We start from the raw sequence: 24444 nt of genomic DNA, 5'->3' as shown, positions 1-24444 counted from the left end.
CCTCTAATCCTGGGTATCCTGATTCAGACATTTTTAACTAATACTCCAATCTTCCAAACGCAAATTAGGCACTTTTTCAAAATCTTTAAAATTACGAGTTACTAAAATCCCCTTGACTGATAATGTAATTGCAGCAATGCGTAAATCTTGAGTACCAACGCGGATTTTTTGCTTAACTAATTCAGTGTAAATATTACCCGCAGCTTCGCTAAATTGCAGTAAATTCACACTTTGTAAAAAATCTAAATTATTCTGAAAATTTGCATAAGCTAATACTAATTTATCCGATGATGAGGCATTCCTAATAACATTAAACCTACCACCCAATTGTTCCTCAGCAGTAATTATAGTTATGGCAATTTCTTCAAATTTGACACCATTAACACGCTGTACAATAAATGGATTTCTGCGTTGAAAGAGAGAAACGTGATCTGTATCAAGTATCCATAAGCTCATTTGCTATTCTCCTGGGTTTCAATTTGTTGATAATATTCCTCCATTTCTGCATCTAATTCACGACGATATTCTTCTATATATTCCAGCACTTCATCAAATTGCGGATCATCTTGGAACATTCCTGCAAATCTCATCCAAGGATGTTCTGTTTTAGCTGGTTCAATTTCTAAAGTTACTATTTCTGGTTTTCGGGCTTGAACAAGTTGAATCAGATTATTTAATGCTTCCTCTTTAGTCGCACCAAAACCTTGACATTCTGGTAAACTTAATAATGTCGCTTTCACAGTACCATCTGCTTGATTTTCAATCAACACATCATAAGTTAACTTGGGTGCAACTGTGGAAAGAGCATTTTTAATAGCTAAAATCATGATATTTTTACTCTTCTAACTCTGAATTGATTATAACATAATACTTAAAAATAGTTAAAATTATCATCTATATGATTTTAAGATTTATAGAATTTTATTAGCAATCGTCCATTTTATATTTTATTATCCTGTTAATCCTTTAATCGGTGGACATCCTGATTCTGACAAAAAATATCCTGTTAATCCTTTAATCGGTGAGTATTATCTCGACTATGGCTTACGCCACGCAGGCTATCGCTCGATAACCACCTGATTCTGACATTTTTTATATATTCAGTTAAAATAATCATAAAATACATTTTCATCGTTTAAATCTCCACCCATGCAATTAATTCTCTACAGCAAACCTGGTTGTCATCTTTGTGAAGGCTTACAGGAAAAACTAGCACAAATCAAAAATCTCAGTTTCCAGCTAGAAATTCGAGATATTACCACCCGTGAAGATTGGTTTGCAGCATATCAATACGAAATCCCGGTACTGCATTTAGTCACCAGGGACGGCACAGAAAAACTGATACCCCGTCCTTCTCCCCGTCTCAGTATCGAACGTTTAGAAAAAATGTTAGGTCAATATGTCTCCCAATAGATGACAAAATGATGCAGAATAAGCGCAAGACAAGCTTGTGGCGAGGTTCACCAGATGAAATTACGGGAATTATTAGCGACTGTAGATGGGATTAATTCTGTAAATATACCAGATATTGATATTCAGGGACTTAAAACTAATTCCCATGCTTGCACGGTGGGAGATTTGTTTATCGGAATGCCAGGAACTAGAGTAGACGGTGGAGAGTTTTGGACAGGTGCTTTAGCTGCTGGTGCTGTAGCGGCGATTATTTCTTCGGAAGCAATGCAGAAAAATCCGCCTACAGCTAACTCTGTAGTCATGAGTGCCGATAATATGACTAAAGCCTGCGCTCAAATAGCCGCAGCTTTTTATGGTTATCCTGGACAAAAACTGAAAATGGTGGGTGTGACGGGGACAAATGGTAAAACTACCACCACTCACCTGATTGAATATTTTCTAACTCACGCTAATTTACCGACGGCGTTAATAGGCACACTTTACACCCGCTGGCCTGGTTTTGAGGAAACCGCTGTGAATACTACTCCTTTTGCAGTAGATTTGCAGCAACAATTAGCTAAAGCCATGAATGCTGGTTGTGAAACTGGGGTAATGGAAGTTAGTTCTCATGCTTTGCACCAGGGTAGAGTTTTGAATTGTGCTTTTGAAGTGGGGGTATTTACCAACCTTACCCAAGACCATTTGGACTATCACAAGGATATGGAGGACTATTTTGCCGCGAAAGCGTTGTTATTTAGTCCTAATTATCTCCACGGACGGGCAATTATCAACGCTGATGATGCTTATGGTAAACGGATAATTGCATCCTTGAGTCCAGAACAGGTTTGGAGTTATAGCGTTAATGATAGTACCGCTGATTTTTGGATGAGTGATTTAAATTATCAACCAAATGGTGTGAGCGGAATTTTACATACTCCCCAAGGAAATGTAGATTTTAGTTGTCCTTTAGTTGGTCAATATAACTTAGAAAATCTTTTAGCTGCTGTGGGTGCGGTTGTCCATGTGGGTTTAGATTTGCAATTGGTAGCAAATGCCATTCCTGGGTTTCCCGGCGTTCCTGGCCGCATGGAACGGGTGCAAATTCACCCACAGCAAGATATTAGCGTGATTGTAGATTATGCCCATACTCCCGATAGTTTGGAGAACTTACTGAAAGCTGCCCGGCCGTTTATTCCTGGTAAAATGATTTGTGTGTTTGGTTGTGGAGGAGACCGCGATCGCACTAAACGTCCAAAAATGGGTAAAATAGCGGCTGAACTCGCAGATTTAGCAGTAGTGACATCAGACAACCCCCGCACGGAAAACCCAGAAAAGATATTACAGGACGTATTAGCAGGTATTCCTGATATAGTACAACCAATGGTTGTGAGCGATCGCGCTACCGCAATTCGGACGGCTATTTTACAGGCTCAACCTGGAGACGGTGTATTATTAGCCGGGAAGGGTCACGAAGACTATCAAATTCTAGGTACTGAAAAAATTCATTTTGACGACAGAGAACAAGCACGGGAAGCTTTACAGCAAAGAATAAATAGCCAAAATTAATTAACCCATCTTCAAGGGGTGGGGTTTCCCCGCCCTTGTTTCGCACCAAGTTGTAAAAAATCTATTTTACACTTCAATACTATTGCCAAAATAAGAGCCTTGATAATTTTTGGCAAAAACGGCAAAAATAATCATATATAAGCGTTTCGATGAAAAGGTAGTTTAGAATCTAAAACCCTTATCCTACCGTCAATACATTTAAAAAATCCTTGTCGGAAACCTTTAAGGAATTTTTAGGGGTGATTGTTTTTGCCAAGCAAGAGCGAGGAACGGGAGTTCATGGTTAAAGCATTATCATCTCACCCTCGTAATTTGACTAAGGTATTGACACTTGATGACCGACTTCCAAAGGTAAGAAAATTGTTAATACTTCCCCATTTTGAGGACGTTGACGCACAATCAACTTTCCACCAATTGCTTGAAATAAATGCTTAGTTGCTGCCATATTTAAACTAATTGCCCCTGTTTCCGGCTGAAACATTAATAATTGACCTAAAGATTTGCGAATTGGTGGTGTTGTTGTATAGCCTTTATCTTGACAATCAAACTGAGGAGATAATTGCAATTTTAGCTGATCACCAGCAGTCATTACTTGCACCTGAATACAACTACCAGCAGGTAAACTGCGAGTAAAATTCTCTATTAAACCAGTAAGTACCCGGTCTAACATCGCCGGATTACTAACCACCGTGGGGAATTGCTTCGGTAAAACCACATTTAAAGTTAAATTACGCCGAGTTGCTGCTTGTTGCCAACGGGGAATACTTTGCAGTAAAATATCCTCTAAACACATTGGGGTCAAGTGTGAATTAGCCAATTTTAAAGGTTGTGATAAATTCTCTAATTCTGCTGCTTTAAATAATAACTCCATCCGGTCAATTTGTTCAGTACATTCATGATCAATAACTTCTAAACGACTGATCACATTCCCCGGCAAATCCTGCCGTTTTAATAGTAACCGTGTCATCATCCGAATAGTTGTCAATGGAGTACGAACTTCATGGGCAAAGGCTTGGAGTAATTCTATGTCAGAACGAGATGGAGATTTTGGCAGTGGAGTTGGTGAATGAAAATGTGATGAAGTATGTGTAACTGGATTATTTTCTGTAATTGTTAATTCTTGAAGTAATAACTGACTAAATTGAATTATAGTGTGATAATCTGGTGCAACCAAAGGATAGTTTTGCACCTGAATATCTAAATCAGCAAACAATTCTGGATTAGTTAAAACTACCCTAGCACCTAAAGATTGCCAAGCTTTTTTGACTATTTCCGGTTCAAAGGAAAACAAAAACTCTTTTTTACCATTTTGATGTTCCCCCAAAACCAAAACTAATCTAAATTTATCTGTAAACACCAAACAAAACTGTTCCGCACCCAAAGGATCAGCCGGTAATAAAGGTAAGATAGATTCTTGAAAAGTAGTATGATCGGAAGTATTTGTTTCTATATTATTTATATTCCGCGCCATTTCTGATGGCATAATGAATGGCATCAACGCCAAAGGGTTAAAAGGTCTGGCTGTAAAAGTTACCGTTTGTAACCGTTGTGTTAGTTGGGGGTGACTAAATAAAGGTGCAGGTGCGGCTAATACCAAACCTGGAGTAGTATCAGGTGAAGTTGCAGCTAAAGTTTTCAACAGCAAGTTTTCCGTGGCTGCGAGACTGACACGCCATTGCTGTTCTGCTTTAGCCGAGGAACACTCAGCAAGATGAGATTGATTTTCAGATAAAACTTCCTTGAGACTTGGCAAAATCCATTCGTACACAGGTTTTCACCTCTTGATTGCTTCAGCAGCTAATGGTGGTTATATTTAGACATTTGCAAACTATATCTACGAGATTATCGTCATTAGTGTGAAGATAGAAAGTGGTATAACCGAACAATTAAGGTGCAATATCCTCTCTTTGTCAGTTGTCAGTTGTCAGTTGTCATTGGGAAGAAATATTCCCCCACTTCCCCCACTTCCCCCACTTCCCCCACTTCCTCCACTTCCTCCACTTCCCCAATCCCCAGTCCCCAATTATCAATCCCAAAAAAGATGCGGCTGAGTCTCTATGATAGAGAATATAGAGATAGTGGCTATCGGTGAGCATCAAACCGTCAATATTCTATAGCCATGAGTACAATTAAATTGGCTCTTTTCAATAAAAGCGTTTTAATTTAGTTATTGGAAAGTTGTCATATTGTCAGTTATTCAGGTATTTGGTTTATGACTTTTGGGTGTGGCAATTTAATTCTTTTTTAAGATTTGCTCCTGGGCATCACTCACAGTAAAATCCATCACTTCAAGTATTCAATTTTGGAAATCAACATGAAAAAGCTCATTCCTTTTCTCGTTAGTAGCGTTTTATTAGCTGGTATGGTTGGTTGTCAAGAAGCACCAAAAACAGGTTCAGAAACTACTGGTACTACCAGTGAAACTCCTGCTGTACCAGCCAAACCCGCTTCTGATACGACGCGAATTATAGATAATTCTACTGCAACTCCTACTGCAACTCCTACTGCAACTTCTACTGCAACTCCTTCTGCAACTTCTACATCTACAACCGACTTAAAAACAGAAATTAGCAAAAAACTAAAAGCCAGTTTACCTGAGAATAAGTTGGAAGTAGTCAACAAAAATGGGGCAATTATCCTTAAAGGAACAGCAACTTCTCAGCAAGAAATTACACAAGCTGAAACTTTAATCAAGGAAGTAGCTGGTGTGAAAAGTGTCAAAGTAGAAGCTGAAGTGAAGACAGAGAAAAAACTTTAGTCATTCTATTTTATCCCATTGGGATAGTGAATTGGTTTTGCAATCATCTATTTTTCAAATGGGTATAACTTGAGATTAAAATCTATCAGGGCTTACTTTAGTTAGTAAGTCCTGTTTTTGGGTATTTTCTACCCATTTCTTCATCACTAATTACCCATTAAAAATATGTACGATAATAGTTGTGTAATTCCCATTATTAAATCTCCCAAAGATTATCAAGCATACCGAATTAGTCCCTGTGACTCTAACCGATTAGCAATTATCTTTGATTCTGCCAGTGCGAATACAGCGGGCAAGATGCCCGCACTACAAGAGTTTCATAATTCATGTTTTTTTGCTCTCTTTTTTATAATTGTGAAAAAAGATTTTGCCAATCAATTATAGTTGGTCTATCTCCTTGATTGACTATTTCAAAAACTTTGTTAATAGAATTTTGATAAAATAAACTTTCTACACAAGTTGCAGCTACATCAATTCGGCTAGTATCACCGGAAATTGTATCTCCTTTTCCAAAAATGACGTTTAATTTACCTTCACTTGTGGCTTTGAGTAGGGTATTGAGATCATAGGATGTATAAGAGGATGTTTGAAAACTTTCTCGTGTGGGATCTGACACCCGCAGATCCCCCTAAATCCCCCTTAAAAAGGGGGACTTTGAGGAATTTAGCCCCCCTTTGTAAGGGGGGTTGGGGGGATCTCGATTAATTCTGATACTTTTCAAACATCCTCTAAGGGCCATCGGTTAAACGTCCGGGACGAATGATAGTATAAGGGATTCCCGAATTAATAATGGCTTGTTCTCCTTTTTCTTTAGCATCAAGTACACCAAAAAGATTCAAAATATTAAAAGGAAATTGATGTTTACGGAGAATTCCGCAGGAAGAAACAAACACGAAGCGGTTTAAGTTTTTTGGTGCTGCGGAGATCAGATTAATTACACCTTGAGTATCAACTTTAGTCGGGGTATTTTTCGCTTTGTCTTCTAGAAATTGGGGATTAAATGCAGTTATTACCAATTCGATTATATTGGGGGTTTGATTAAATTCCCATCTTGCAGAGGGAAAAGCGGTAGTTCCTGTACAACAAATAATGGCGGTAATATTTGCCATTGCTGCTGTCAATGTGCTGGGTTTACAGATATCACCAATTGCAATTTCTACTTTGTTATTAAACATTTTTGCGGCTTTTGTGCCGCTGATACCTGTTACATCTTGATCCCTTACTAGTTTAAAATCTTGGAGATGATAATCATTGAGTGAGTTTTCCCCAAATACTAATTTTCTCCCTCGTTGATTTTGCAGTTGTTGAAAAGATGGTAGAGATGCATTGGTGGCATAACTGGAATGTGGTAAAATTCTAGCAATCGCTACTTGTCCATCTGGTAAAATAAAACCACCACCTATAATCTGCTGCAATGGTTTTGCTTCAGGTTCAATTAACCAAAATGTTTGCTGATTTGGTTGCATAAGCATATTTTTCTGCTTTTTATATCTGGATAAATTAGAAGTATTATATGATATGCGTTAAGATTTAAATCAGTAATATCTAGAGACTTAAAATTTATGGTTAAGAAAATTCGCCGAGTTTCCAAAGTTATCCACAAGTCACGCGATAAAGAATTTTTTCACCAAGCAGGAACTCCACCAGGAACAATCATTGTTGATGAAAATGCTGAACAACCAATTATTTTTCTGATTGACTATAACCAAACTCAACTGATTCAGAAACAAATAAGTTATCCAGAAGAATGTCTTAATTATTTGGATACAGAATCCGTTTCTTGGGTAGATGTTCAAGGTTTAGGTAGTAAAGATATTTTGCATCGTTTAGGTCAAACTTTTGATTTACATACTCTAATTTTAGAAGATATTGTCAACATGGTAGAACGACCAAAAATCGAGGATTATGAAGAGCAATTAGTGATTATTGCCCACATGGTTGTACCTAATCATAATAATGGCGGTTTTTATAGTGAACAAGTGAGTTTAGTTTTAGGTAAATATTATGTTTTGACAGTGCAAGAAGAACCAGAACATGATTGTTTTGATGGGGTGAGAATGAGAATTAATAAGAATAAAGGTATTATCCGCAGACAAGGTAGTGATTACTTGGCTTATTCTTTATTAGACGCAATTATTGATGGATTTTTCCCAGTTTTAGAACTGTATGGGGAAAGAATTGATGATTTAGAGGAGGAAGTAATCGTTAATCCTAGTCAACAAACATTGCAAAAAATATATCAAATTCGGCGGGAATTATTACAACTACGTCGTGCAATTTGGCCACAAAGAGATGCAATTAATTCTTTAATTAGAGATGGTAGTGAATTAATTAGTGATGATGTGAGAATTTATCTAAGAGACTGTTATGATCATGCAGTCCAAGTGATGGATATAGTGGAAACTTATCGAGAATTAGTAGCTGGTTTAATGGATGTTTATTTATCAGCAATTAGCAATAAAATGAATGAAATCATGAAACTGCTGACGGTGGTTTCTTCTATTTTTATTCCTTTGACTTTTATTGCTGGGGTATATGGGATGAATTTCAATACCGAAAAATCACCCCACAATATGCCGGAATTAAATTGGTATTGGGGCTACCCGCTATGTTTAGGAGTAATGGCGTTAGTGGCAATCAGTTTACTATACTTTTTTTGGCGACGGGGTTGGTTGACTAATTCTGTTAATTTTCAAAAAGATATTCATCGCTAAATTCGATAAAATAGAGACGCTTGATTAAACATCTCTAAGTGGTGAATGCAATTAAATAACAGGGGCTGCTGTAAATATAAACCACAGCAACAATGCTAGAACTAAAACACCAATTTTCACAAGCAGATACGTATAAGCATGAGGGATCAGCAAATTTTGGGTTGTCATATTCCACCTCTACCTACTAGTGCTTAACTAGTTATTATTTAACACAAGGAGTATTTTCCTCAATACCTTTGGCATTTTTGTTACGAATCAAGGCTTTTTCCAATTTGGTGAAGGTATTATTTATTAACTCCATTTTCTTATGTTCCTATTGTCGCTTAAAAATTGGCTAGTACCGCAGGGCAGAATTAAAAATTAATAATTAAAAAGGAGACGATACAGGCTTTTTAAGTATTTTTAATTATGAAAAAACTCAGTACAAATATTTGTGCGCCGGAAAGTGCTGTAAGTAGCAAGTTTTGGGTGAAGATTTAGACCCCACCCTCTTGCCAGTTCTTTGTTTCCTCTGTAAGAATGGAATTTCAAATTACTGTAATTGAAAACCGAGATTATTCATCAATACAATTAGGAATACCTAAAACTGCACAAGGAAAATTATGACCTAGTGTTTCAATCAGCGGATGATTGATAGATTTGCAGCCTAAAAATAGAATATCAGCAGTTTCTAATTCTACAACCTGATTAAGTTCTTTAACAATGTTACCAAACCGTAAATGAGATTTAAATGAACCCTGCCATTCTTCGGCTAAAGTTTTTGCTTGCCAAAGAATTCTATCTGCTTCCTGGAGATAAGTTCTCGATTCTCTTTCTAACTGCGGTAAAATTGCTGTTCTTTTGGGTTGATTTAATCGCAACGTGACTGGCTTTGATATATTACTTAATTGGCATTCTAATTGAGCTTTATTATCAGCAACATTGAATATATCAACATACTGATAATTGCAGTTTTCTTCTACTACATAAACAGCTTGAACTGTAACTTGCGAGTTAGTTGCTAAACTCGTTTGGTAGGCAATCCAACAGGCAATATCTAGGGCTGTATGACTTTGAGGTGAACCATTATAGCCGACAATTAAGTTAGCTGATTTTGTCTGCGAACCTCTTTTAGCAAATGATTTTTGAGTCTCTGGTAATAGCACCATTTGTTCAATTAAGTCATCACGACCTATCGCACTTTGCAAACGTGCCAACATTGTTTTGATTTTCACAGTTTTAACTTCTCTCCCTTGAAACGATTAACCAACGAGAAGCAGGGATAACAATTTTAGATATTAGATTTATCTTAAATCCAAAATCCGCAATTGATTAAGGAAGCCCCAATCATAACTGCTGTTACAGCCAAAGTTTTGGAGGTTCCTTCCATTGCCGACGGAGTTAGCTGACGGGCTAAGACTGGAAGGTGTCTCTCATAAGATTAGCCCCAAATACTTGGTTCCTCCGCTTCAAATTCAGCTTTCATGAATTTGGATTAGGCTACCCACTAAAAATATAGTAATACTATTACACTAGGTTTAGATAAAGTCAAGTTTAAGAATATTGAGGATATGCTTGTAGTGAGCAGCTTAATTACTGATTTACCCTGTTTTCTCTAATATTTAATGATTTAAACTACTTCAACTTAGCAAAAATTTAGAAGTCAGAATTTAGCCATAATTCATTGTTAAACTATGTTTAATGGCTATTTACCAAAGTTTAGGAAAAATTAACTTCTGGTTTTATCCCTCTGCTACTGTGTTCATCATACTTATTGGTTGTTACTGTTAAGCTTATCATTAGCTAGTAGTCTGTCAAATTTATTTTGACGGGTTTTTGGTAGTGCGGACCGAAAAGCCCGCGTGAGCGAGACGCTCACACTACAGTCCATCATTTTTATCTTGACAAACTACTAGTGTTTGTTAACAATGCTAATTTTTGCAGAGTCATTAGCATTTTTTAGCACTTCGTTTACTAATAACTTGATATATGCTGATTTAATTTCGCGTAAAGACGCTAAGAATAATTTTACATCTTTGTTTGAAATCAATAATCATCAATAACATCAGAACGGTGGGGGAGTTATTGACGCAGTAATTTTTCTTTTTTGAAATTTAAAAAATTGTGCATTTTATGTTTATCTCATTTATGAATTGAATAAAAGAGCAGCTAAGATACCCAACCAATAAGATAATAACCAACGCTTGTGTGTTAGAATCATAATCCAGTTCCCTAGTTGTAAAAATTTTCAAATCTACAATTCCAGATTCCAGATATGAAAAGAACATCGTAACGTTTTGTTAAGTTAAGTCAAGCAACCTTAAGACCTGTATAGATAGGCAGATCAAGGGGAATCGGAGGATGGTAAGCTATATGGTGAAATATAAAAGTGACTTAGGACGAAGTGTTAAATGGGTGTTTCCTTAACGGCTCCTCTCCTCCTTAGGGCCGCTCGTGGTGAACAAGTAGATCGTCCCCCTGTATGGATGATGCGACAAGCGGGACGCTATATGCAAGCATACCGGGATTTGCGGGACAAATATCCTTCATTCCGCGATCGCTCGGAAATTCCCGAAGTAGCAATCGAAGTTTCCCTCCAACCCTGGAGAGCTTTCCAACCCGACGGAGTAATTTTGTTTTCCGATATTGTCACCCCCTTACCAGGAATGGGGATTGACATGGATATTGCGGAAGGGAAGGGACCGATTATTTATTCGCCCATACGCACCCAAGAACAAATTGAACAACTGCGTCCTCTAGAACCAGAAGCAGCACTGCCGTTTATCAGAACGATTTTGCAAGCATTACGGCAGGAAGTAGGCAATCAATCAACGGTGTTAGGCTTTGTTGGCGCACCTTGGACTTTAGCGGCTTATGCGGTGGAAGGTAAGGGTTCTAAAACCTATTCCATCATCAAAAACATGGCCTTCTCAGATCCGACAATTCTCCATCAGCTACTCACAAAATTAGCAGATTCTATTGCTGATTATGTCCGCTATCAAATTGATTGTGGCGCTCAAGTAGTACAAATGTTCGATTCTTGGGCAGGACAATTAAGCCCTCAAGATTATGATACCTTTGCGCTACCTTATCAAAAAATGGTGTTTGAGAAAGTTAAAGCCACTCATCCTGACACACCATTAATTTTGTTGGTGACAGGTAGTGCGGGACTTTTAGAAAGAATGGCTACCTCTGGTGCTGATATTATTACTGTAGATTGGACAGTAGATATGGCAGATGCTAGAGCCAGATTAGGGAAGCAGATGAAGGTACAGGGTAATCTTGATCCAGGTGTGTTATTTGGTTCTAAGGAGTTTATCCGCGAGCGGGTTATTGACACCGTTCGCAAAGCTGGTAACTGGGGACACATCCTCAATCTCGGACATGGTGTATTACCAGAAACACAAGAAGAAAATGTGGCTTTTTTCTTTGAAACTGCGAAAAACCTCAACGCTTTGGTGTAGTTTTTTGGGTGGGCTTTTTGCCCACCTGATTTTTATTAAATGGAAATGAGGAAATAACGAACCACTCCAGGCACAGAGGACACAGAGAGAAATTTCTGTTATTTTTGAATAGGTTAACAGTAACATCCTGTACATCCTTAAATCCTGGACATCCTGATTCTGACTAAATATTTTTCTGTAATCTTTAGATTTTACAGTCCACAAATCTCAACGCGAGAGAAGAACTTCTCTGCCCAAAACGCTGTTTCTATCCCGACTCTAGCTGTTTCTATCCCGACTCTAAAAGAATCGCGAACGTGAGTAGTATCTCCGATATTTATAATATTCAAAGAAATACAACCCGGAAGGTGGGCTTGTGGTGCTGTGATATCAAAAGTAAGCTCGTGGTAATACTTCCAAAATCCCATCCCTAACCATCCTTTTGTTCTCCATCCTACCCTATCTCCAAAGGCTATCTCATTAGCCCCCAAACTTTGATAAATTCGTTTCTGTACAGAAAACCCAAATTTACCATTACTGTATTTTACCCACAAACTGTCAATGGTTTGCAAATCTGCACAGGGAAAATTATCAATACTTTTCACATTTAACCAACGTTGTTTTTCCCGGTTTGCTACTGTCAACATTACTTTTATTGTTTCTTCATCTGCTTTCTTCCATTTACCTGCTGCTAATAATTTTTCTAATTTTTCATACCGATTGGGTAAAGCAACAGATGGTAAAATTACATACGATTGAGACGCATTTACAGATACTTGTGAAGTAGAAATTTGATTAATAGAAATCAAATCATTAATCACGTCTTTCACAGATTGATAACGCTGTTTAGCAATAGGACTTGCTAACTTTTCCAAAATCTTCCCTAATTTATTACTTACCCCATTCCCATTTAAAAAATCTCTCCATAGCCATTCCCCTTCCATTGGACTATATAAATTAAACGGACTAACTCCTGTTAATAAATGCAAACAAGTTACCCCTAAACTATATAAATCACTAATAAATAATGGTTTACCCATAGACTGTTCAGGAGCGCAATATTCAGCAGATCCTATAATTGTCCCTGTCGCCGTGCGTTGCTGTGGTTTGACTATTTTCGCCGCCCCAAAATCTACTAAAAATAACTTATTGTCACTACTGCGAATAATATTTTCTGGTTTAATATCTCGGTGAATTACCTGTTGACTATGAACAAACTCCAATATCTGCAACAGTTCTCTTAATAATACTCTAATTTGCTGTTCAGAAAAAACGCCATTTTTATCTAACTCAGTTTGTAGAGTTTCCCCTTTCACAAATTCCTGTACTAAATATTGACGATTATCAGATGTAAAATAAGCCATTAACTCAGGTATTTGAGGATGCTTACCTAACGCCTCTAAACGTTGTGCTTCCTGTGAAAATAACTGGGATGCTTTTTCAATACTATCTGTTCCCTGTGCTTGGGGTAAAAATTGTTTAATTACACAATAAGGTTTTGATGGTTTATCCTCATCAATAGCTAAAAATGTTCTACCAAAACCACCCTGACCTAAAATTGATTCAGGTATATATCTTTCACGCAAAAGTAACTTATTACCGCACTTTTGACAATATTGAAAATTATCAGGGTTAGGAAAAAGACAGTCAGGATTAAGACATTGACGCATAGACTCACCACCAAGGCTTTTTTGTAATTTTACCCTAATTAATCAAGGTTTACGCAAAATCTCTCAAAACCTCATTTCTCTGCGTCCTCTGTGTCTCTGCGGTTCGTTTCCAAAAAATATATTCAGTTAACAATACTGTAGCCAAAAAAAGAGGATGAAGAGAGAGGGCTGATGTAGTAGAGTTATAGTCTTCCAAAACAAAAACTCGAAAACCACATACAGCCCATGTTTGATATCCTAACACTCCTGCAATGCCTGCTACCAGAAATAAAAGTGACGACTATGCGGCAATTGAGTCAGATCATCATGGCCATGTTAGCAATGAGCGGACGAGTAACGATGTTGGGAATTTCGCGTTGGACGCTTAGTGGTGGTAGTTATCGGACGGTAATCAGATTCTTTCGGACAGTCATACCGTGGGCAACGGTGTTCTGGGTGTTTTTTCGGCGGCATTTGTTTTGCCCAAATGATGTTTATTTGTTGGCAGGAGATGAAGTAGTAATAAGCAAAGCCGGGAAAAAAACCTATGGATTAGATAGGTTCTTCTCAAGTCTAACAAGCAAACCAATATCGGGGCTATCTTTCTTTACCTTATCATTAGTAAGTGTTCAACAAAGACACTCATTTCCGATTCAGATAGAACAGGTAATCAAGAGCGATGTAGAAAAAAGTATTGTCTCACCAATTCCAGAAGTAAAACCTCAAGAAAAACCTGGACGGGGACGACCAAAAGGGAGTAAGAACAAAAATAAACAGGAGGTGATTTTTACATCTGAACTACTAAGAATTCAGAAAATGATTAATGAGCTATTTAAGTTAATAGCTAACTTTATCCCCCTCACTTACTTGGTTGTAGATGGTCACTTTGGGAACAATAATGCTTTGCAAATGGCTAGACAGGTAAAGTTACACATAATTTCCAAATTACGCCACGATTCGGCGTTATACATACCTTACCAACATCCTGACCCTAATCATCGTTCTCGTCGTAAATACGGAGATAAGCTGGACTGGCGTAATATTGCTGGGGAATATTTACGTCAAAGCAGTATTGACGAAGATATCAAAACTGATATTTATCAAATGACTCTACTGCACAAAGAATTTGCTCAATCCTTGAATGTAGTGATTTTGGTAAAAACAAATATCAAGACGAATGCTGTTAGTCATGTGATTTTATTTTCCAGTGACTTAGATTTGTCTTATGAGAAAATAATCGACTACTATAGACTCCGCTTTCAAATCGAATTTAATTTTCGTGATGCCAAGCAGTTCTGGGGATTGGAAGATTTTATGAATCGGGGTCAAACTGCGGTGACTAATGCGGCCAATCAATATTTTTTATGGTCAACTTATCTCATTATCTTTTAGCTCAATTCCGTCAAGATAATCCTGGTGCTGGAATTATTGATCTTAAGGCTTACTGTCGTGGTTTTCGATATGTTCGTGAAATGTTAAAAATGCTTCCGGAACAACCAGAGCCTATTTTATTAGCCCAGATTTTTGCCAAGCTTACCTCTCTTGGTCGTGTTCACAATGCTCCTACAGCCGTTGAACCCTCGTAATTTGGCTACAGTATTGGTTAACTAACACCCAGATCCCCGATTTCTTTAAGAAATCGGGGATCTATCTTCTCAAATCATGCTACAATTACGCACTGACCTCAACCATCCCCAAAAACCCCAACATCCAATTTCATGACCAAAAAACGCATTTTAGTTACAGGTGCAAGTGGCTGTGTCGGTCACTATATCAGTGAAGCCTTAATTGAAAACACCAATCACGAATTGTATCTACTAGTTAGAAACCCAAATAAACTCCAAGTTGATACTACAGCCCGTCCCGGTATTACTATTCTCCAAGGTGATATGAAAGAGATTGGTAAATTCTCTGATTTACTTAAAACTATTGATATTGCCGTATTAACAGCCACTTCTTGGGGTGGTGAGGGCATTTTTGATATCAATGTCTTCAAAACTCTAGAATTAATGAGTTTGTTAAATCCTGAAAAATGTGAACAGGTAATTTATTTTTCCACTGCGAGTGTTTTGAACAACGATAATAAACCACTTAAAGAAGCGGGAGAAATTGGGACAGATTATATCCGTTCTAAATATGATTGTTTACATCAAATTGAAAAATTAGCAATTTTTCCCAAAATTACCACGGTTTTTCCTACCTTAGTATTAGGTGGTGATGATAAAAAACCTTATTCTCATCTCACATCGGGTATTCCTGAAGTTACTAACTATATTAATCTCATTCGTTTTTTACAAGCAGATAGTAGTTTTCACTTTATTCATGGTAAAGATATTGCCACAGTTATCCAATATTTAATTGATTATCCCCCACAACAGGGAGATCCACGCCGATTTGTTTTAGGACAATCAGCATTAACTGCTAATCAAGCCATTGAAGAAGTGTGTGCTTATTTAAGTAAAAAGATTTATTTCCGCATTCCTCTATCTTTAGGTTTAGCCAATGTGATTATTGTTTTATTCCGCATTCAAATGGCGGCTTGGGATCGATTCTGTATGAATTATCGTCATTTTAGCTATGCTAATGCCATTAATCCTAGCAGTTTCAATTTACCAAATTACTGTGCAACGATGAGTGATGTTTTGAAAATTAGCGGTGTGAAAGCTGGAAAATAAGGCGTTGGTGAATGAAAGTATGAATTAGTCCCACGCAAAGGCGCAAAGGCGCAAAGATTAAGAGTTTCAAAAAGGGAATTTTTGATTTTCATATCTCAATTCAGCAATACTTAAAATAAATATTACACGAAAACGCATTCATGGTGGCGACTAATGCGGACACATCCTCATCTATATAAAGTGCAGCCAAGATGGTCATACTCTGCCTAATACAGCTTTCACAGAGAGATATACTAATTCATTAGGCACATCTTATATTGCACCAATGAACTGAATTGCTAGGGACAAAAATTCCTCCGCGCGGTCAATTTGTTCTGCGGCTTGGTCTGTTGTGACGGCGTTCAATTGTCCGTAGTCGCCAGTTGTTCGCAGTTCCTGTGCTTCAATTAGGAAACGATGAAAATTAGTTGGGACTACTTGAGGTTTGGCAAATTCTCGCCCAAAAGCAGCAATAACGGCTGAATGTTTGGAAAATGAAAGTCCCTTACCCTCTAAAAATGCTTCTGCAATGTAGAACATAGCGTAGTAGGCGCGGGAGGTGGCGTAGTCTGGGTAGTTGTTGGTAAGTAGGAGTTTTGCAGCTTCTAAACTCTGTTGGGCTTTGAGGAGGAGTTCCCGTTGTTCGTCGGTCATAGAAGAACGCCTTCTTTACGGATATTACGAAGCAAAGAGCCGTTGCGGGTTTGATAGTGGGTTTCATCCATGAAAAGACAGCTAATGACAACATCATAATCTAGGGAAAGATCAGCGATCGCTTTCCCCGTGCGTTTGATTTCTTCTCCGGGGTTAACTGGAGGCTTCAGCACTACCAACACATCTATATCTGATCCAGGTTCTGCATCACCACGGGCTTGAGAACCAAAGAGGGTGAGGTGTTGTAAGCGATCGCCATACAGGTCAGTGAGTTCTTGTTTCAGGCGAGTGAGAATAGGTTTTAGGTTAATGTTCATGGTTATAAGGGCGATACCTTAGGTAAGCTACGCTAACGCTCTCCTCTAGTTTATCTCATGGGAATCCCTTGACTCGCTGAAGGTATCGCTCCCATGCAAACAAGATAACTGCACTAATAATTACAATAGGGTTAAATGCACTCAGGAAACCCCATCTATGGAGCGGATATTATGTTGTTCTAAGATTGAATTTATAGTATCAATTACGTCTTGCTTGAACTTATTGAAAAGGTCAGAAGTATTTGGTAATTTAAATCTAGTAATGTTGTGTTCTGGAATAATTTCACCCATTTTTTTATAATCGTTGTATAATCCTCTTAATTTTCTTACTTTATTATAGAGATTGTTAAGATCGTGTTCTAAATTTTTGTCATCAAATTTACGAATGGGTTTTGCCAGCAATTTTCCGTTTATAACTCCTGTTTTCAAGAGAGATATCAAATCTGTTAAAGCAGCCTCAAAGTCCTGATAGCTTGATTCTGTGTGAAATGAATCTTGGAGTGCTGGTCTATCAAATGCGTCTCTATATATTTTTAATGCTTCAATATCTCCTTGTTGTAGGATATACATTTCTGCTGATAAATTTAAATTTTGATAAAATATTTCACTTTCAATTAAATGGTTCAATTTTTCTAGTTTTTCATCGGAAAGGGATTTTAATTCACGTATTAAATCCTTTAAATTTATAACATCCTTCTTTGGATCAAATGTAAATAAATTTTGGGTATTAAATCCCCTTCGATATGTTTCCTGCTTGTCTCCCAAAAATAAAAATTTCAGATGATCAAAATCTTGATATTTTTTATTTCCAATAAATTTATTTATTGTGTCTTGTATTTTCTTTCGATGGTTTTTAAGAGAAGTAGATGTAACTTGAAAACAAAGTTTTCTCTCGTAGTCACCCAAATCAATTGCAGCGCATGATTTATCCTGAGAATTTAAATTAATTAAGTTATAACCATATATTATATTTAGTAGCTTGACAACAAAATATTCAGCAATAATATGCTGATCGTAGAGGTTTAACACTGCGTAATATTCTGTTGAATCTTTTAATTGAATAAGTCCACGCGTAATATTTTTTAGAAAAGTTTCCTTTTTCAGCATAGTTGATACTAACCCAAGTTGCTAATTATTAATTCAAGACTTGTACACATATTGATACGTAGTTAGTGATAAAATTCTATCTTCATCCTGTAAATCCTTAAATCCTGGACATCCTGATTCAGACAAATTCCCTAACTAACAACTTATATTACTACGGATTCTTGCTTCCATGCAACATATCCCTTGTAAACTGAGGTGCAAAGTCAATTAGCTTTAACTAGCTAAAGCAGGAATCTTCAAAGGTACAAGAGCTTTATGCAGTACACTAGGTTTTGCACTTAAATATACTTCTCGAAAATTACTCTCGTTATATCCAACTACAACCGCGCCTATGGTTGTACCAATTTCTGGATACATTTCTGGACTCATGCCTCCTTCATCTAAAAAGTCTGGGATTTTGATCAATTTAGGACGTACACGCTCAAAAATTGTCCGATAACGTTGATACTCTGCCTCATTTTCAGCCTTACGTCTAGCTAATTCTTCCGGTGATAAAGTCAGTTCTGGAAAAATTATTCCTCTTCTCGCTGGTTGTTTTGGTGTTAGTTGAGTCATGTTTTTAAACTCCATTTCTACTATGATAATAATAATATCAAAAAAATCATCCCCAACTCAAAACACCAGCAGAAAAACCATCTTTATGAACCTTTCATTATCAGTCCTGATAGAATCTGCAAAAGCTGGAAAACTAATTAGTTTCCCCACAGATACCGTCCCCGCATTAGCCACCATACCAGTACAAGCAGAATTAATTTATGCAGCGAAACAACGCAGTTTCGATAAACCTTTAATTTTAATGGCTGCTAAAGCTGAAGATTTATGGGATTATGTTCAAGGTAGCCAAAGAGAATATCAAATCTGGCAAAAAATTGTTAATCAACATTGGCCAGGTGCATTAACTTTAGTTTTACCAGCTAGTGACAAAATTCCCACCGTCATGAACCCTGTTGAACCAACTACCATTGGGATTAGAGTCCCAAATCATCCAGTTGCTCAAACTATTTTGGCGCAAACTGGGCCAATGGCGACAACTAGCGCTAATTTATCAGGACAACCAGCTTTAGAAACCAAAGCAGCCATAGAAGCTCAATTTCCAGAGGTTTTAACATTAGAATCAACAGAATACCAAGGTTTGGGAATACCTTCCACCGTTGCTAAATGGACAGGGAACAATTGGCAGATTTTACGACAAGGTAGTATTAAATTAGATAATTATGAATTTTAGTAACTGGCTATATTTAGGAGCAGGAATAGGATTAGGAATAGGTATTTGTAGATTATTCCTTCAGCCTACAAAATCTGCATCCATTCCCATTCAAAATGCTCCACAACAGCAAGAAAACCAACTTTTACAAGAATTGAAACAAACTCAATTAGCCTATTATCAGTCCAAAGAAATGAGTCAGTTTCAAGCAGGTTTTTTAGCCCGAATTAGCCATGAATTGCGATCGCCATTAGGGAGTATAATTGGCTTACATCAATTGATTTTGACAGATTTATGTGACAATCCCGAAGAAGAACGGGAATTTGTCGGACAAGCTCACGAAAAATCTCTCAAGTTATTAAAACTAATTGATGAAATTCTCAATGTTTCCAAAATTGAATCTGGTAGAAATAAATTAGATATTGAAACTTTGCAATTATCTGAATTTTTACAAGAAATTTATAACTTAACTTATCTATTAGCAGTCAATCGTAATTATCCTTTTACTTTATCACCACCAGATCCAAAAATTTACATTTTAGCAGATTCCCGTTGGCTCAAACAAGTATTAATAAACTTGATAGATACAACAATTGCTCAAATGGAAGCAGGGAATATTTATCTTTCTAGTCATCTACAACCTACAGATAATTATGTAAATATCTGCTTAGATGTACCAACTGAAACTGTAGTTACAAGTGAATCTATAGATTTGATGATAGCTGAAAATCAGACAACTCAGAAAAATATAGTTCTGTCACCAGGAATGAAACTTTCACTTCATCAAAGTTTAGTAGAATTGATGGGAGGAAAGTTAGAAATTTTGCCTTTCCCCACCAATCAGGAAGAAAAATCACAGTTAACAAGATGGCAAATATCTATGCCTCTAACGACTCCTGAAGTTGAATCTCTCCAGGAACAAAATCAAAATTAGATTGATTGTATAGCACCATTGTTGTTGTGTTATTTGCTTGAAAACCAATCTTCTCATAAAATTCCTGCTGGTGAGTTGTCATCAAATACACACGCTCTACTTTTTGCATTCGCGGATGACTTAAAACAGTTTCTACCAACTTGCTACCTAGTCCATTACCTTGATATTCTGGATGAATCACAACATCCCAAATTGTAGCGCGATAGATACCATCAGAAGTCGCTCTTGCAAAGCCAATTAATAATTCCTTCTCCCAGACAGAAATCACAGGTTCACTATTAGCAATAGCTATACCCCAATCCTTAATACTTCGTCCTTTTGCCCAAAAAGCGGACAGATTAAACAGTTCTTGGAGTTGGTAAAGATCAATATCCGCATGACTGTGGCTAAATTGAATCTGAGAATATTTCATCTATAAACACCCACTTATCCTAAGATATTTGTTTCTGTTATGGCATATTTTCCTAGAAATTACTAAACCTGTATATGTATATGCAACAGTTCAATTAAAAATTAAGAATTAAAAATTAAAACACTCTTTTTTAATCACTCTTCCCTGTTCATTGACAAACCCACTTCCATAGAGGGTGAGAAGATCCTTGTTGACGAATACGATAAACTTGCTTTTTTAATTTTTCCTGTTCTGCCAATGGTAATCCCCACAGAATATTGCGACTTTGCCAAACTAAAACAGAAGTTGTCACACCTATGCACAAACTTAAACCCAGGGCAGATAGAGGATGAAAAATTAGTGCGTACCGTAATCCTACCCAGGTAAAATATTGTTGTAACAAGGAAATTTCTACCCGTAAATCCCACAGACAAACAGGGGCTATTATTAGCCACAAACAGCCGACAAATAACCATCTGCCGTATACTGTAAGCTGATGTAGCTTTTGGATTTGTTGAGTAAAAGCAGAATCTACTCCGAATTCTTCTACCTCAATTTGTGGTTCTTCGGGTTTATCCATAGGAAGAGTATAGCTTGCGCCTACAAAAAACTCTAAAATCTCGTTCCCAGTCTCCGACTGGGAATGTTTATTATTGCGGCTCTGCCGCTAGTGACAAGGAGGCTCCAGCCTCAAATTAGGCATTCCCAGCCAGAGGCTAGGAACGAGGTATTTTCCATGACTGAATTTAGCTTTCTGGAGAAGTCACAGGGGGTTCAACTTGGTAATTTTGACTGCGTTCTCGCCACCAAATCAGGAGTGTACTGGCAATGAATATACTAGAATAAGCTCCCATTATAAAGCCGACAATTAAAGCTAGAGAGAAATAATGGAGCGTTTCTCCACCAAATAGGAAAATAGCAGTTAATGTCAGTAAGGTGGTTAAAGTCGTGTTGATTGACCGAGATAAAGTTTGGTTAACAGCATCATCAACAACCTCAGCAATTGGTTGTTCAGGATGAAGTTTAATAGTTTCCCGAATGCGGTCATAAATTACCACAGTATCATTGACTGAAAACCCTGTGATAGTTAACAAAGCAACAATGAAAAGACTATCTACCTCAACACCGAAAACTAAGCCTAAAATTGAGAAAACTCCAGTTGTGACGAGAATATCGTGAAACAATGCCACAATAGCTAATAAGGCATAGTCCAACTGAAACCGGAAAGCCATATAAACAGTTATCCCGACAAAGGAAACTATTAAAGCTAAGATTCCCGAAGTAAATAATTCCTTTCCTAAAGTTGCACCAACGGAGTCAATTTGGTTTTTTTGCGGGTCGAAAGCGCCGATTTTTTCAGTTAACGCAGTTTGCAAATTACTCCGCTGTTCTGTTTCCAGGTTTTTCGTGCGAATAGTAATGCCATTTTCTTGGCCATTTTCCGAGATTAACTGAATGCTGCTGTCTCCAAGTCCTTGGGATTTGGCGACTTCTCGCACCAGATTAATATCTATTGGCTGGTCACAGTTACCAGGTTTGTCACAGTCCCGGACAAATTGCAACCTTGTTCCGCCGATAAAGTCCAAGCTGGGACGCAGAGGTGCTTTGATACTGGGATTGAGTGTGGATATCACCATGGAAATGATACCGATCAAAATAATCACAGCGGAAATAGTCCACCAAGTACCCCGGGCTTTGTTAATATCTAATCTCATCGTGCCACTCCTGTCTTATTTGTTACTGGCACATTAGGAGCATAAAATTCTGTTTTCCGCAAAGAGGGAATGGAAATAACTAAAAACATCAATGTGCGACTACAAGTAATTGCGGTAAACATACTCACCCCTACGCCTAAAGCTAAGGTAAGAGCAAAGCCTTTGACTAGTCCTGAACCTAACCAAAACAATGCAGCACAAGCAATCCAGGTAGTAACGTTACTATCCAAAATACTAGAAAAGGCGCGGTAAAAACCGGATTCTACAGAACGATACAAAGATTTACCTGCTTGTAGTTCTTCCCTGGTGCGTTCAAAAATCAAAACGTTAGCATCAACTGCCATACCGATACTGAGAATAAAACCCGCAATTCCTGGTAAAGTGAGGGTGACACTCAATAAACAAAAGGTAGCCCAAGTCAGTAGGGAGTAAATCAATAGTGATATATTCGCTATCATTCCTGGTAATCTATAGTACCACACCATAAATATTAATACTAAAGTCAGACCACCAATACCAGCGTAGATACTTCTTTGAATACTATCTTTTCCTAAAGTAGCTCCTACCGTTCTTCTCTCCGCAATTTCCACAGGAACAGGTAATGCACCACCGCGTAATTGTACGCCTAAATCATTGGCTTCTTGGGCTTGAAAACGACCTGTAATTACCGCAGAACCGCCAGTAATCCCAGTAGCAGCAAATTCTACACCTACACTAGGTGAACTGATCAGTTCATTATCAAGGAAAATACCGATACCACGACCAGTGCCAGCGAGGTCTTTTGTGAGTCCAGCAAAGAGTTCACCACCCTTTTGATCAAAACGGATAGCCACATCCCAGTTATTGCCTTGAGTGGGCTGACCGTAGGCATCCTGGAGATATTTACCAGTTAATGGTGGATTGGTACTTTCAAACAATTCCGCAACTGCTTGATTACTTTGATCAAACTCTTGCTTATTTTGATCAATTGCTGCTTGATCTTTACTCTTTTTCAAGTCTTCGCGCTTGGTTTTCAGGTCATTTTTTGTTACCTGAAGAGCAAAAAGTTGAGTTTCTGTATTCGGTTTTTGGACACGGAACTCTAACTGCGCTGTACCGCCTAATACCCGTTCTGCTTGTTCTGGATCATTGACACCAGGTAGTTGTACGGAAATCTTATCTGTACCGATAGTTTGAATTAATGGCTCAGAAACACCAAGACCATTAATCCGCCCTTCCACTACTTTTTTTACAGCTTCCAATTCTCTTTCGGTGATTTGGGGAATTTCCGCCGTTGGTTTCACCTGAATTGTAAGCTGTGACCCACCTCGTAAGTCTAGTCCCAAGGGGACAGGAATTGTCACAATCACCGTAATAGCGGTGATGACCAAAACTATAATTAACGCTAATAGCGATCGCTGTTTTTGCATACCATCACTCACAACTGACAAAGATTATAAGAAAATAGGCTAAAAACCTCGGAATTGACACCTAAAAATCCAAAAAGTTTTTAGGTGTCAATGTCTTTTAAGCCGGGACTGAAAGCCGTGTGGGGGATTTATCCCCCAGCGATTTATGTTATACTACTTGTAACAGGAAAGGTAATCAACCTGTCTAAAAACCTAACTGCCTAACGGCTTTTCTGGTCCTTGACAATTAAATCTATGCGGTTTTACTGCATTGTTCTAGTTTCCTCCTAGCAGTAGGTAAAAGATTTATAGGAACTAGACGACTCAGAATTTTGAAACTTTCTCGTTTCAAGTTAAACAGGACTTGCAGCAATGCAACTACGGTCGGGCAGACCGAAAGCTAACGCTTGGGGAGAGTCCCACCTCTGAGCTAGATAACCCAAGGAGTCTAGTTTAAGTGGTCTCGTTGAACCAAGAATCCCCGTGTCTTTAGACCGGGGAGTGTCAAAATAACGTTCTTTTTGCCAGTTGTGAGTAGAAGTTTGATGTGGTCAGTAGTCAGTAGTCAGTGGTTCATAG

The 24444-nt window shown here is 37.7% G+C and carries 22 protein-coding genes, 4 pseudogenes and 1 riboswitch; of the genes and pseudogenes, 11 read left to right on the top strand and 15 right to left on the bottom strand.

What is annotated here, in order from left to right; genetic code table 11:
- Nucleotides 1-33: 33 nt before the first annotated feature.
- The gene (locus ANA_RS21675) at nt 34-456 is read right to left on the bottom strand and encodes a type II toxin-antitoxin system VapC family toxin (protein ID WP_015083561.1); all 423 of its coding nucleotides are present in this window, start codon (nt 454-456) and stop codon (nt 34-36) included.
- A complete protein-coding gene (locus ANA_RS21670; RefSeq protein WP_015083560.1) occupies nt 453-827 on the bottom strand; it encodes a type II toxin-antitoxin system HicB family antitoxin in 375 nt (124 codons plus the stop codon). Before ANA_RS21670 ends, ANA_RS21675 begins: the two co-directional genes overlap by 4 nt.
- A gap of 322 nt (nt 828-1149) precedes the next feature.
- Between ANA_RS21670 and ANA_RS21665 the strand changes: the two genes are divergently transcribed.
- Entirely contained in the window at nt 1150-1413 is a 264-nt protein-coding gene (locus ANA_RS21665; RefSeq protein WP_015083559.1) for a glutaredoxin family protein, read from the top strand.
- A 54-nt stretch (nt 1414-1467) separates the two neighbouring features.
- Nucleotides 1468-2958 carry a UDP-N-acetylmuramoyl-L-alanyl-D-glutamate--2,6-diaminopimelate ligase gene (locus ANA_RS21660; RefSeq protein ID WP_015083558.1) on the top strand — a complete coding sequence of 497 codons (1491 nt, stop codon included), beginning with the start codon at nt 1468-1470 and terminating at the stop codon, nt 2956-2958.
- A gap of 316 nt (nt 2959-3274) precedes the next feature.
- On the opposite strand, the gene ANA_RS21655 is transcribed toward ANA_RS21660, so the two are convergent.
- The gene (locus tag ANA_RS21655; RefSeq protein WP_015083557.1) at nt 3275-4726 is read right to left on the bottom strand and encodes a sensor histidine kinase; all 1452 of its coding nucleotides are present in this window, start codon (nt 4724-4726) and stop codon (nt 3275-3277) included.
- Between the two features lie 123 nt (nt 4727-4849).
- Between ANA_RS21655 and ANA_RS26770 the strand changes: the two genes are divergently transcribed.
- From ANA_RS26770 to ANA_RS27945, 3 genes and pseudogenes are all read left to right on the top strand, one after another.
- Complete coding sequence (locus ANA_RS26770; RefSeq protein WP_235082083.1) at nt 4850-5050, top strand: hypothetical protein; 201 nt, start codon at nt 4850-4852, stop codon at nt 5048-5050.
- Between the two features lie 222 nt (nt 5051-5272).
- On the top strand, nt 5273-5716 hold the full coding sequence (locus tag ANA_RS21650; RefSeq protein ID WP_015083556.1) for a BON domain-containing protein: 444 nt from the start codon (nt 5273-5275) through the stop codon (nt 5714-5716).
- A 165-nt stretch (nt 5717-5881) separates the two neighbouring features.
- Nucleotides 5882-6007 (top strand): annotated as a pseudogene (locus ANA_RS27945) (cupin domain-containing protein); the annotation flags it as partial.
- Between the two features lie 55 nt (nt 6008-6062).
- On the opposite strand, the pseudogene ANA_RS21645 reads toward ANA_RS27945, so the two are convergent.
- Together ANA_RS21645 and ANA_RS25435 are read right to left on the bottom strand one after the other, a co-directional pair.
- Nucleotides 6063-6293: pseudogene (locus tag ANA_RS21645) on the bottom strand (SDR family NAD(P)-dependent oxidoreductase); the annotation flags it as partial.
- A 154-nt stretch (nt 6294-6447) separates the two neighbouring features.
- Nucleotides 6448-6903, bottom strand: a pseudogene (locus ANA_RS25435) (NAD(P)H-binding protein); the annotation flags it as partial.
- A gap of 375 nt (nt 6904-7278) precedes the next feature.
- Here ANA_RS25435 and corA point away from each other — a divergent pair.
- Nucleotides 7279-8430 (top strand): magnesium/cobalt transporter CorA, encoded by a 1152-nt coding sequence (gene corA / locus ANA_RS21635; RefSeq protein WP_015083555.1) that lies wholly within the window; start codon nt 7279-7281, stop codon nt 8428-8430.
- Nucleotides 8431-8984: 554 nt separating this feature from the next.
- On the opposite strand, the gene ANA_RS21630 is transcribed toward corA, so the two are convergent.
- Nucleotides 8985-9629 carry a universal stress protein gene (locus ANA_RS21630; RefSeq protein WP_015083553.1) on the bottom strand — a complete coding sequence of 215 codons (645 nt, stop codon included), beginning with the start codon at nt 9627-9629 and terminating at the stop codon, nt 8985-8987.
- A 157-nt stretch (nt 9630-9786) separates the two neighbouring features.
- Nucleotides 9787-9900, bottom strand: a riboswitch (cyclic di-AMP (ydaO/yuaA leader).
- Between the two features lie 920 nt (nt 9901-10820).
- On the opposite strand from ANA_RS21630, the gene hemE reads away from it, so the two are divergent.
- The gene (gene hemE, locus ANA_RS21625; protein WP_015083552.1) at nt 10821-11873 is read left to right on the top strand and encodes a uroporphyrinogen decarboxylase; all 1053 of its coding nucleotides are present in this window, start codon (nt 10821-10823) and stop codon (nt 11871-11873) included.
- Nucleotides 11874-12064: 191 nt separating this feature from the next.
- Here the strand turns inward: hemE and ANA_RS21620 are convergent, their stop codons facing one another.
- Nucleotides 12065-13522: a serine/threonine-protein kinase gene (locus ANA_RS21620; RefSeq protein ID WP_015083551.1), complete on the bottom strand. Its 1458-nt coding sequence runs from the start codon at nt 13520-13522 to the stop codon at nt 12065-12067.
- Nucleotides 13523-13747: 225 nt separating this feature from the next.
- Here ANA_RS21620 and ANA_RS21615 point away from each other — a divergent pair.
- Nucleotides 13748-15087, top strand: a pseudogene (locus ANA_RS21615) (IS4-like element ISAsp3 family transposase).
- 132 nt (nt 15088-15219) lie between these two features.
- Nucleotides 15220-16176 carry an NAD-dependent epimerase/dehydratase family protein gene (locus ANA_RS21610; protein ID WP_015083550.1) on the top strand — a complete coding sequence of 319 codons (957 nt, stop codon included), beginning with the start codon at nt 15220-15222 and terminating at the stop codon, nt 16174-16176.
- A 252-nt stretch (nt 16177-16428) separates the two neighbouring features.
- Here ANA_RS21610 and ANA_RS21605 read toward each other — a convergent pair whose 3' ends face one another.
- From ANA_RS21605 to ANA_RS27940, 4 genes are all read right to left on the bottom strand, one after another.
- The gene (locus tag ANA_RS21605; RefSeq protein ID WP_015083549.1) at nt 16429-16809 is read right to left on the bottom strand and encodes a HEPN domain-containing protein; all 381 of its coding nucleotides are present in this window, start codon (nt 16807-16809) and stop codon (nt 16429-16431) included.
- Complete coding sequence (locus ANA_RS21600) at nt 16806-17126, bottom strand: nucleotidyltransferase domain-containing protein (RefSeq protein WP_015083548.1); 321 nt, start codon at nt 17124-17126, stop codon at nt 16806-16808. Before ANA_RS21600 ends, ANA_RS21605 begins: the two co-directional genes overlap by 4 nt.
- Nucleotides 17127-17267: 141 nt before the next feature.
- Nucleotides 17268-18233 (bottom strand): SMEK domain-containing protein, encoded by a 966-nt coding sequence (locus tag ANA_RS23790; protein ID WP_015083547.1) that lies wholly within the window; start codon nt 18231-18233, stop codon nt 17268-17270.
- A 213-nt stretch (nt 18234-18446) separates the two neighbouring features.
- On the bottom strand, nt 18447-18788 hold the full coding sequence (locus tag ANA_RS27940; RefSeq protein WP_015083546.1) for a hypothetical protein: 342 nt from the start codon (nt 18786-18788) through the stop codon (nt 18447-18449).
- Nucleotides 18789-18873: 85 nt separating this feature from the next.
- Between ANA_RS27940 and ANA_RS21585 the strand changes: the two genes are divergently transcribed.
- Nucleotides 18874-19458 (top strand): L-threonylcarbamoyladenylate synthase, encoded by a 585-nt coding sequence (locus ANA_RS21585; RefSeq protein WP_015083545.1) that lies wholly within the window; start codon nt 18874-18876, stop codon nt 19456-19458.
- Nucleotides 19448-20371, top strand: coding sequence for a sensor histidine kinase (locus tag ANA_RS21580; protein ID WP_015083544.1), 924 nt, complete (start codon nt 19448-19450; stop codon nt 20369-20371). Before ANA_RS21585 ends, ANA_RS21580 begins: the two co-directional genes overlap by 11 nt.
- On the opposite strand, the gene ANA_RS21575 is transcribed toward ANA_RS21580, so the two are convergent.
- The 4 genes from ANA_RS21575 to secD form a co-directional block, all read right to left on the bottom strand.
- On the bottom strand, nt 20316-20783 hold the full coding sequence (locus tag ANA_RS21575) for a GNAT family N-acetyltransferase (protein ID WP_015083543.1): 468 nt from the start codon (nt 20781-20783) through the stop codon (nt 20316-20318). The two genes, ANA_RS21580 and ANA_RS21575, sit on opposite strands and share 56 nt — an antisense overlap.
- Before the next feature lie 148 nt (nt 20784-20931).
- The gene (locus ANA_RS21570) at nt 20932-21342 is read right to left on the bottom strand and encodes a hypothetical protein (RefSeq protein ID WP_015083542.1); all 411 of its coding nucleotides are present in this window, start codon (nt 21340-21342) and stop codon (nt 20932-20934) included.
- 166 nt (nt 21343-21508) lie between these two features.
- Nucleotides 21509-22477: a protein translocase subunit SecF gene (gene secF / locus ANA_RS21565; protein ID WP_015083541.1), complete on the bottom strand. Its 969-nt coding sequence runs from the start codon at nt 22475-22477 to the stop codon at nt 21509-21511.
- Nucleotides 22474-23886: a protein translocase subunit SecD gene (gene secD / locus ANA_RS21560; RefSeq protein WP_015083540.1), complete on the bottom strand. Its 1413-nt coding sequence runs from the start codon at nt 23884-23886 to the stop codon at nt 22474-22476. Before secD ends, secF begins: the two co-directional genes overlap by 4 nt.
- Between the last annotated feature and the right edge of the window lie 558 nt (nt 23887-24444).

It is taken from the genome of Anabaena sp. 90 (assembly GCF_000312705.1).
GTDB lineage: Bacteria > Cyanobacteriota > Cyanobacteriia > Cyanobacteriales > Nostocaceae > Dolichospermum > Dolichospermum lemmermannii.
This window is presented reverse-complemented; position numbering and strand designations above follow the sequence as displayed.

Bases quoted from the DNA above. Each gene is read 5' to 3' on its own strand.
- ANA_RS21675 (WP_015083561.1), bottom strand. From the start codon at position 456: ATGAGCTTATGGATACTTGATACAGATCACGTTTCTCTCTTTCAACGC.
- ANA_RS21670 (WP_015083560.1), bottom strand. From the start codon at position 827: ATGATTTTAGCTATTAAAAATGCTCTTTCCACAGTTGCACCCAAGTTA.
- ANA_RS21665 (WP_015083559.1), top strand. From the start codon at position 1,150: ATGCAATTAATTCTCTACAGCAAACCTGGTTGTCATCTTTGTGAAGGC.
- ANA_RS21660 (WP_015083558.1), top strand. From the start codon at position 1,468: ATGAAATTACGGGAATTATTAGCGACTGTAGATGGGATTAATTCTGTA.
- ANA_RS21650 (WP_015083556.1), top strand. From the start codon at position 5,273: ATGAAAAAGCTCATTCCTTTTCTCGTTAGTAGCGTTTTATTAGCTGGT.
- corA (WP_015083555.1), top strand. From the start codon at position 7,279: ATGGTTAAGAAAATTCGCCGAGTTTCCAAAGTTATCCACAAGTCACGC.
- ANA_RS21630 (WP_015083553.1), bottom strand. From the start codon at position 9,629: ATGTTGGCACGTTTGCAAAGTGCGATAGGTCGTGATGACTTAATTGAA.
- hemE (WP_015083552.1), top strand. From the start codon at position 10,821: ATGGGTGTTTCCTTAACGGCTCCTCTCCTCCTTAGGGCCGCTCGTGGT.
- ANA_RS21620 (WP_015083551.1), bottom strand. From the start codon at position 13,522: ATGCGTCAATGTCTTAATCCTGACTGTCTTTTTCCTAACCCTGATAAT.
- ANA_RS21610 (WP_015083550.1), top strand. From the start codon at position 15,220: ATGACCAAAAAACGCATTTTAGTTACAGGTGCAAGTGGCTGTGTCGGT.
- ANA_RS21605 (WP_015083549.1), bottom strand. From the start codon at position 16,809: ATGACCGACGAACAACGGGAACTCCTCCTCAAAGCCCAACAGAGTTTA.
- ANA_RS21600 (WP_015083548.1), bottom strand. From the start codon at position 17,126: ATGAACATTAACCTAAAACCTATTCTCACTCGCCTGAAACAAGAACTC.
- ANA_RS23790 (WP_015083547.1), bottom strand. From the start codon at position 18,233: ATGCTGAAAAAGGAAACTTTTCTAAAAAATATTACGCGTGGACTTATT.
- ANA_RS27940 (WP_015083546.1), bottom strand. From the start codon at position 18,788: ATGACTCAACTAACACCAAAACAACCAGCGAGAAGAGGAATAATTTTT.
- ANA_RS21585 (WP_015083545.1), top strand. From the start codon at position 18,874: ATGAACCTTTCATTATCAGTCCTGATAGAATCTGCAAAAGCTGGAAAA.
- ANA_RS21580 (WP_015083544.1), top strand. From the start codon at position 19,448: ATGAATTTTAGTAACTGGCTATATTTAGGAGCAGGAATAGGATTAGGA.
- ANA_RS21575 (WP_015083543.1), bottom strand. From the start codon at position 20,783: ATGAAATATTCTCAGATTCAATTTAGCCACAGTCATGCGGATATTGAT.
- ANA_RS21570 (WP_015083542.1), bottom strand. From the start codon at position 21,342: ATGGATAAACCCGAAGAACCACAAATTGAGGTAGAAGAATTCGGAGTA.
- secF (WP_015083541.1), bottom strand. From the start codon at position 22,477: ATGAGATTAGATATTAACAAAGCCCGGGGTACTTGGTGGACTATTTCC.
- secD (WP_015083540.1), bottom strand. From the start codon at position 23,886: ATGCAAAAACAGCGATCGCTATTAGCGTTAATTATAGTTTTGGTCATC.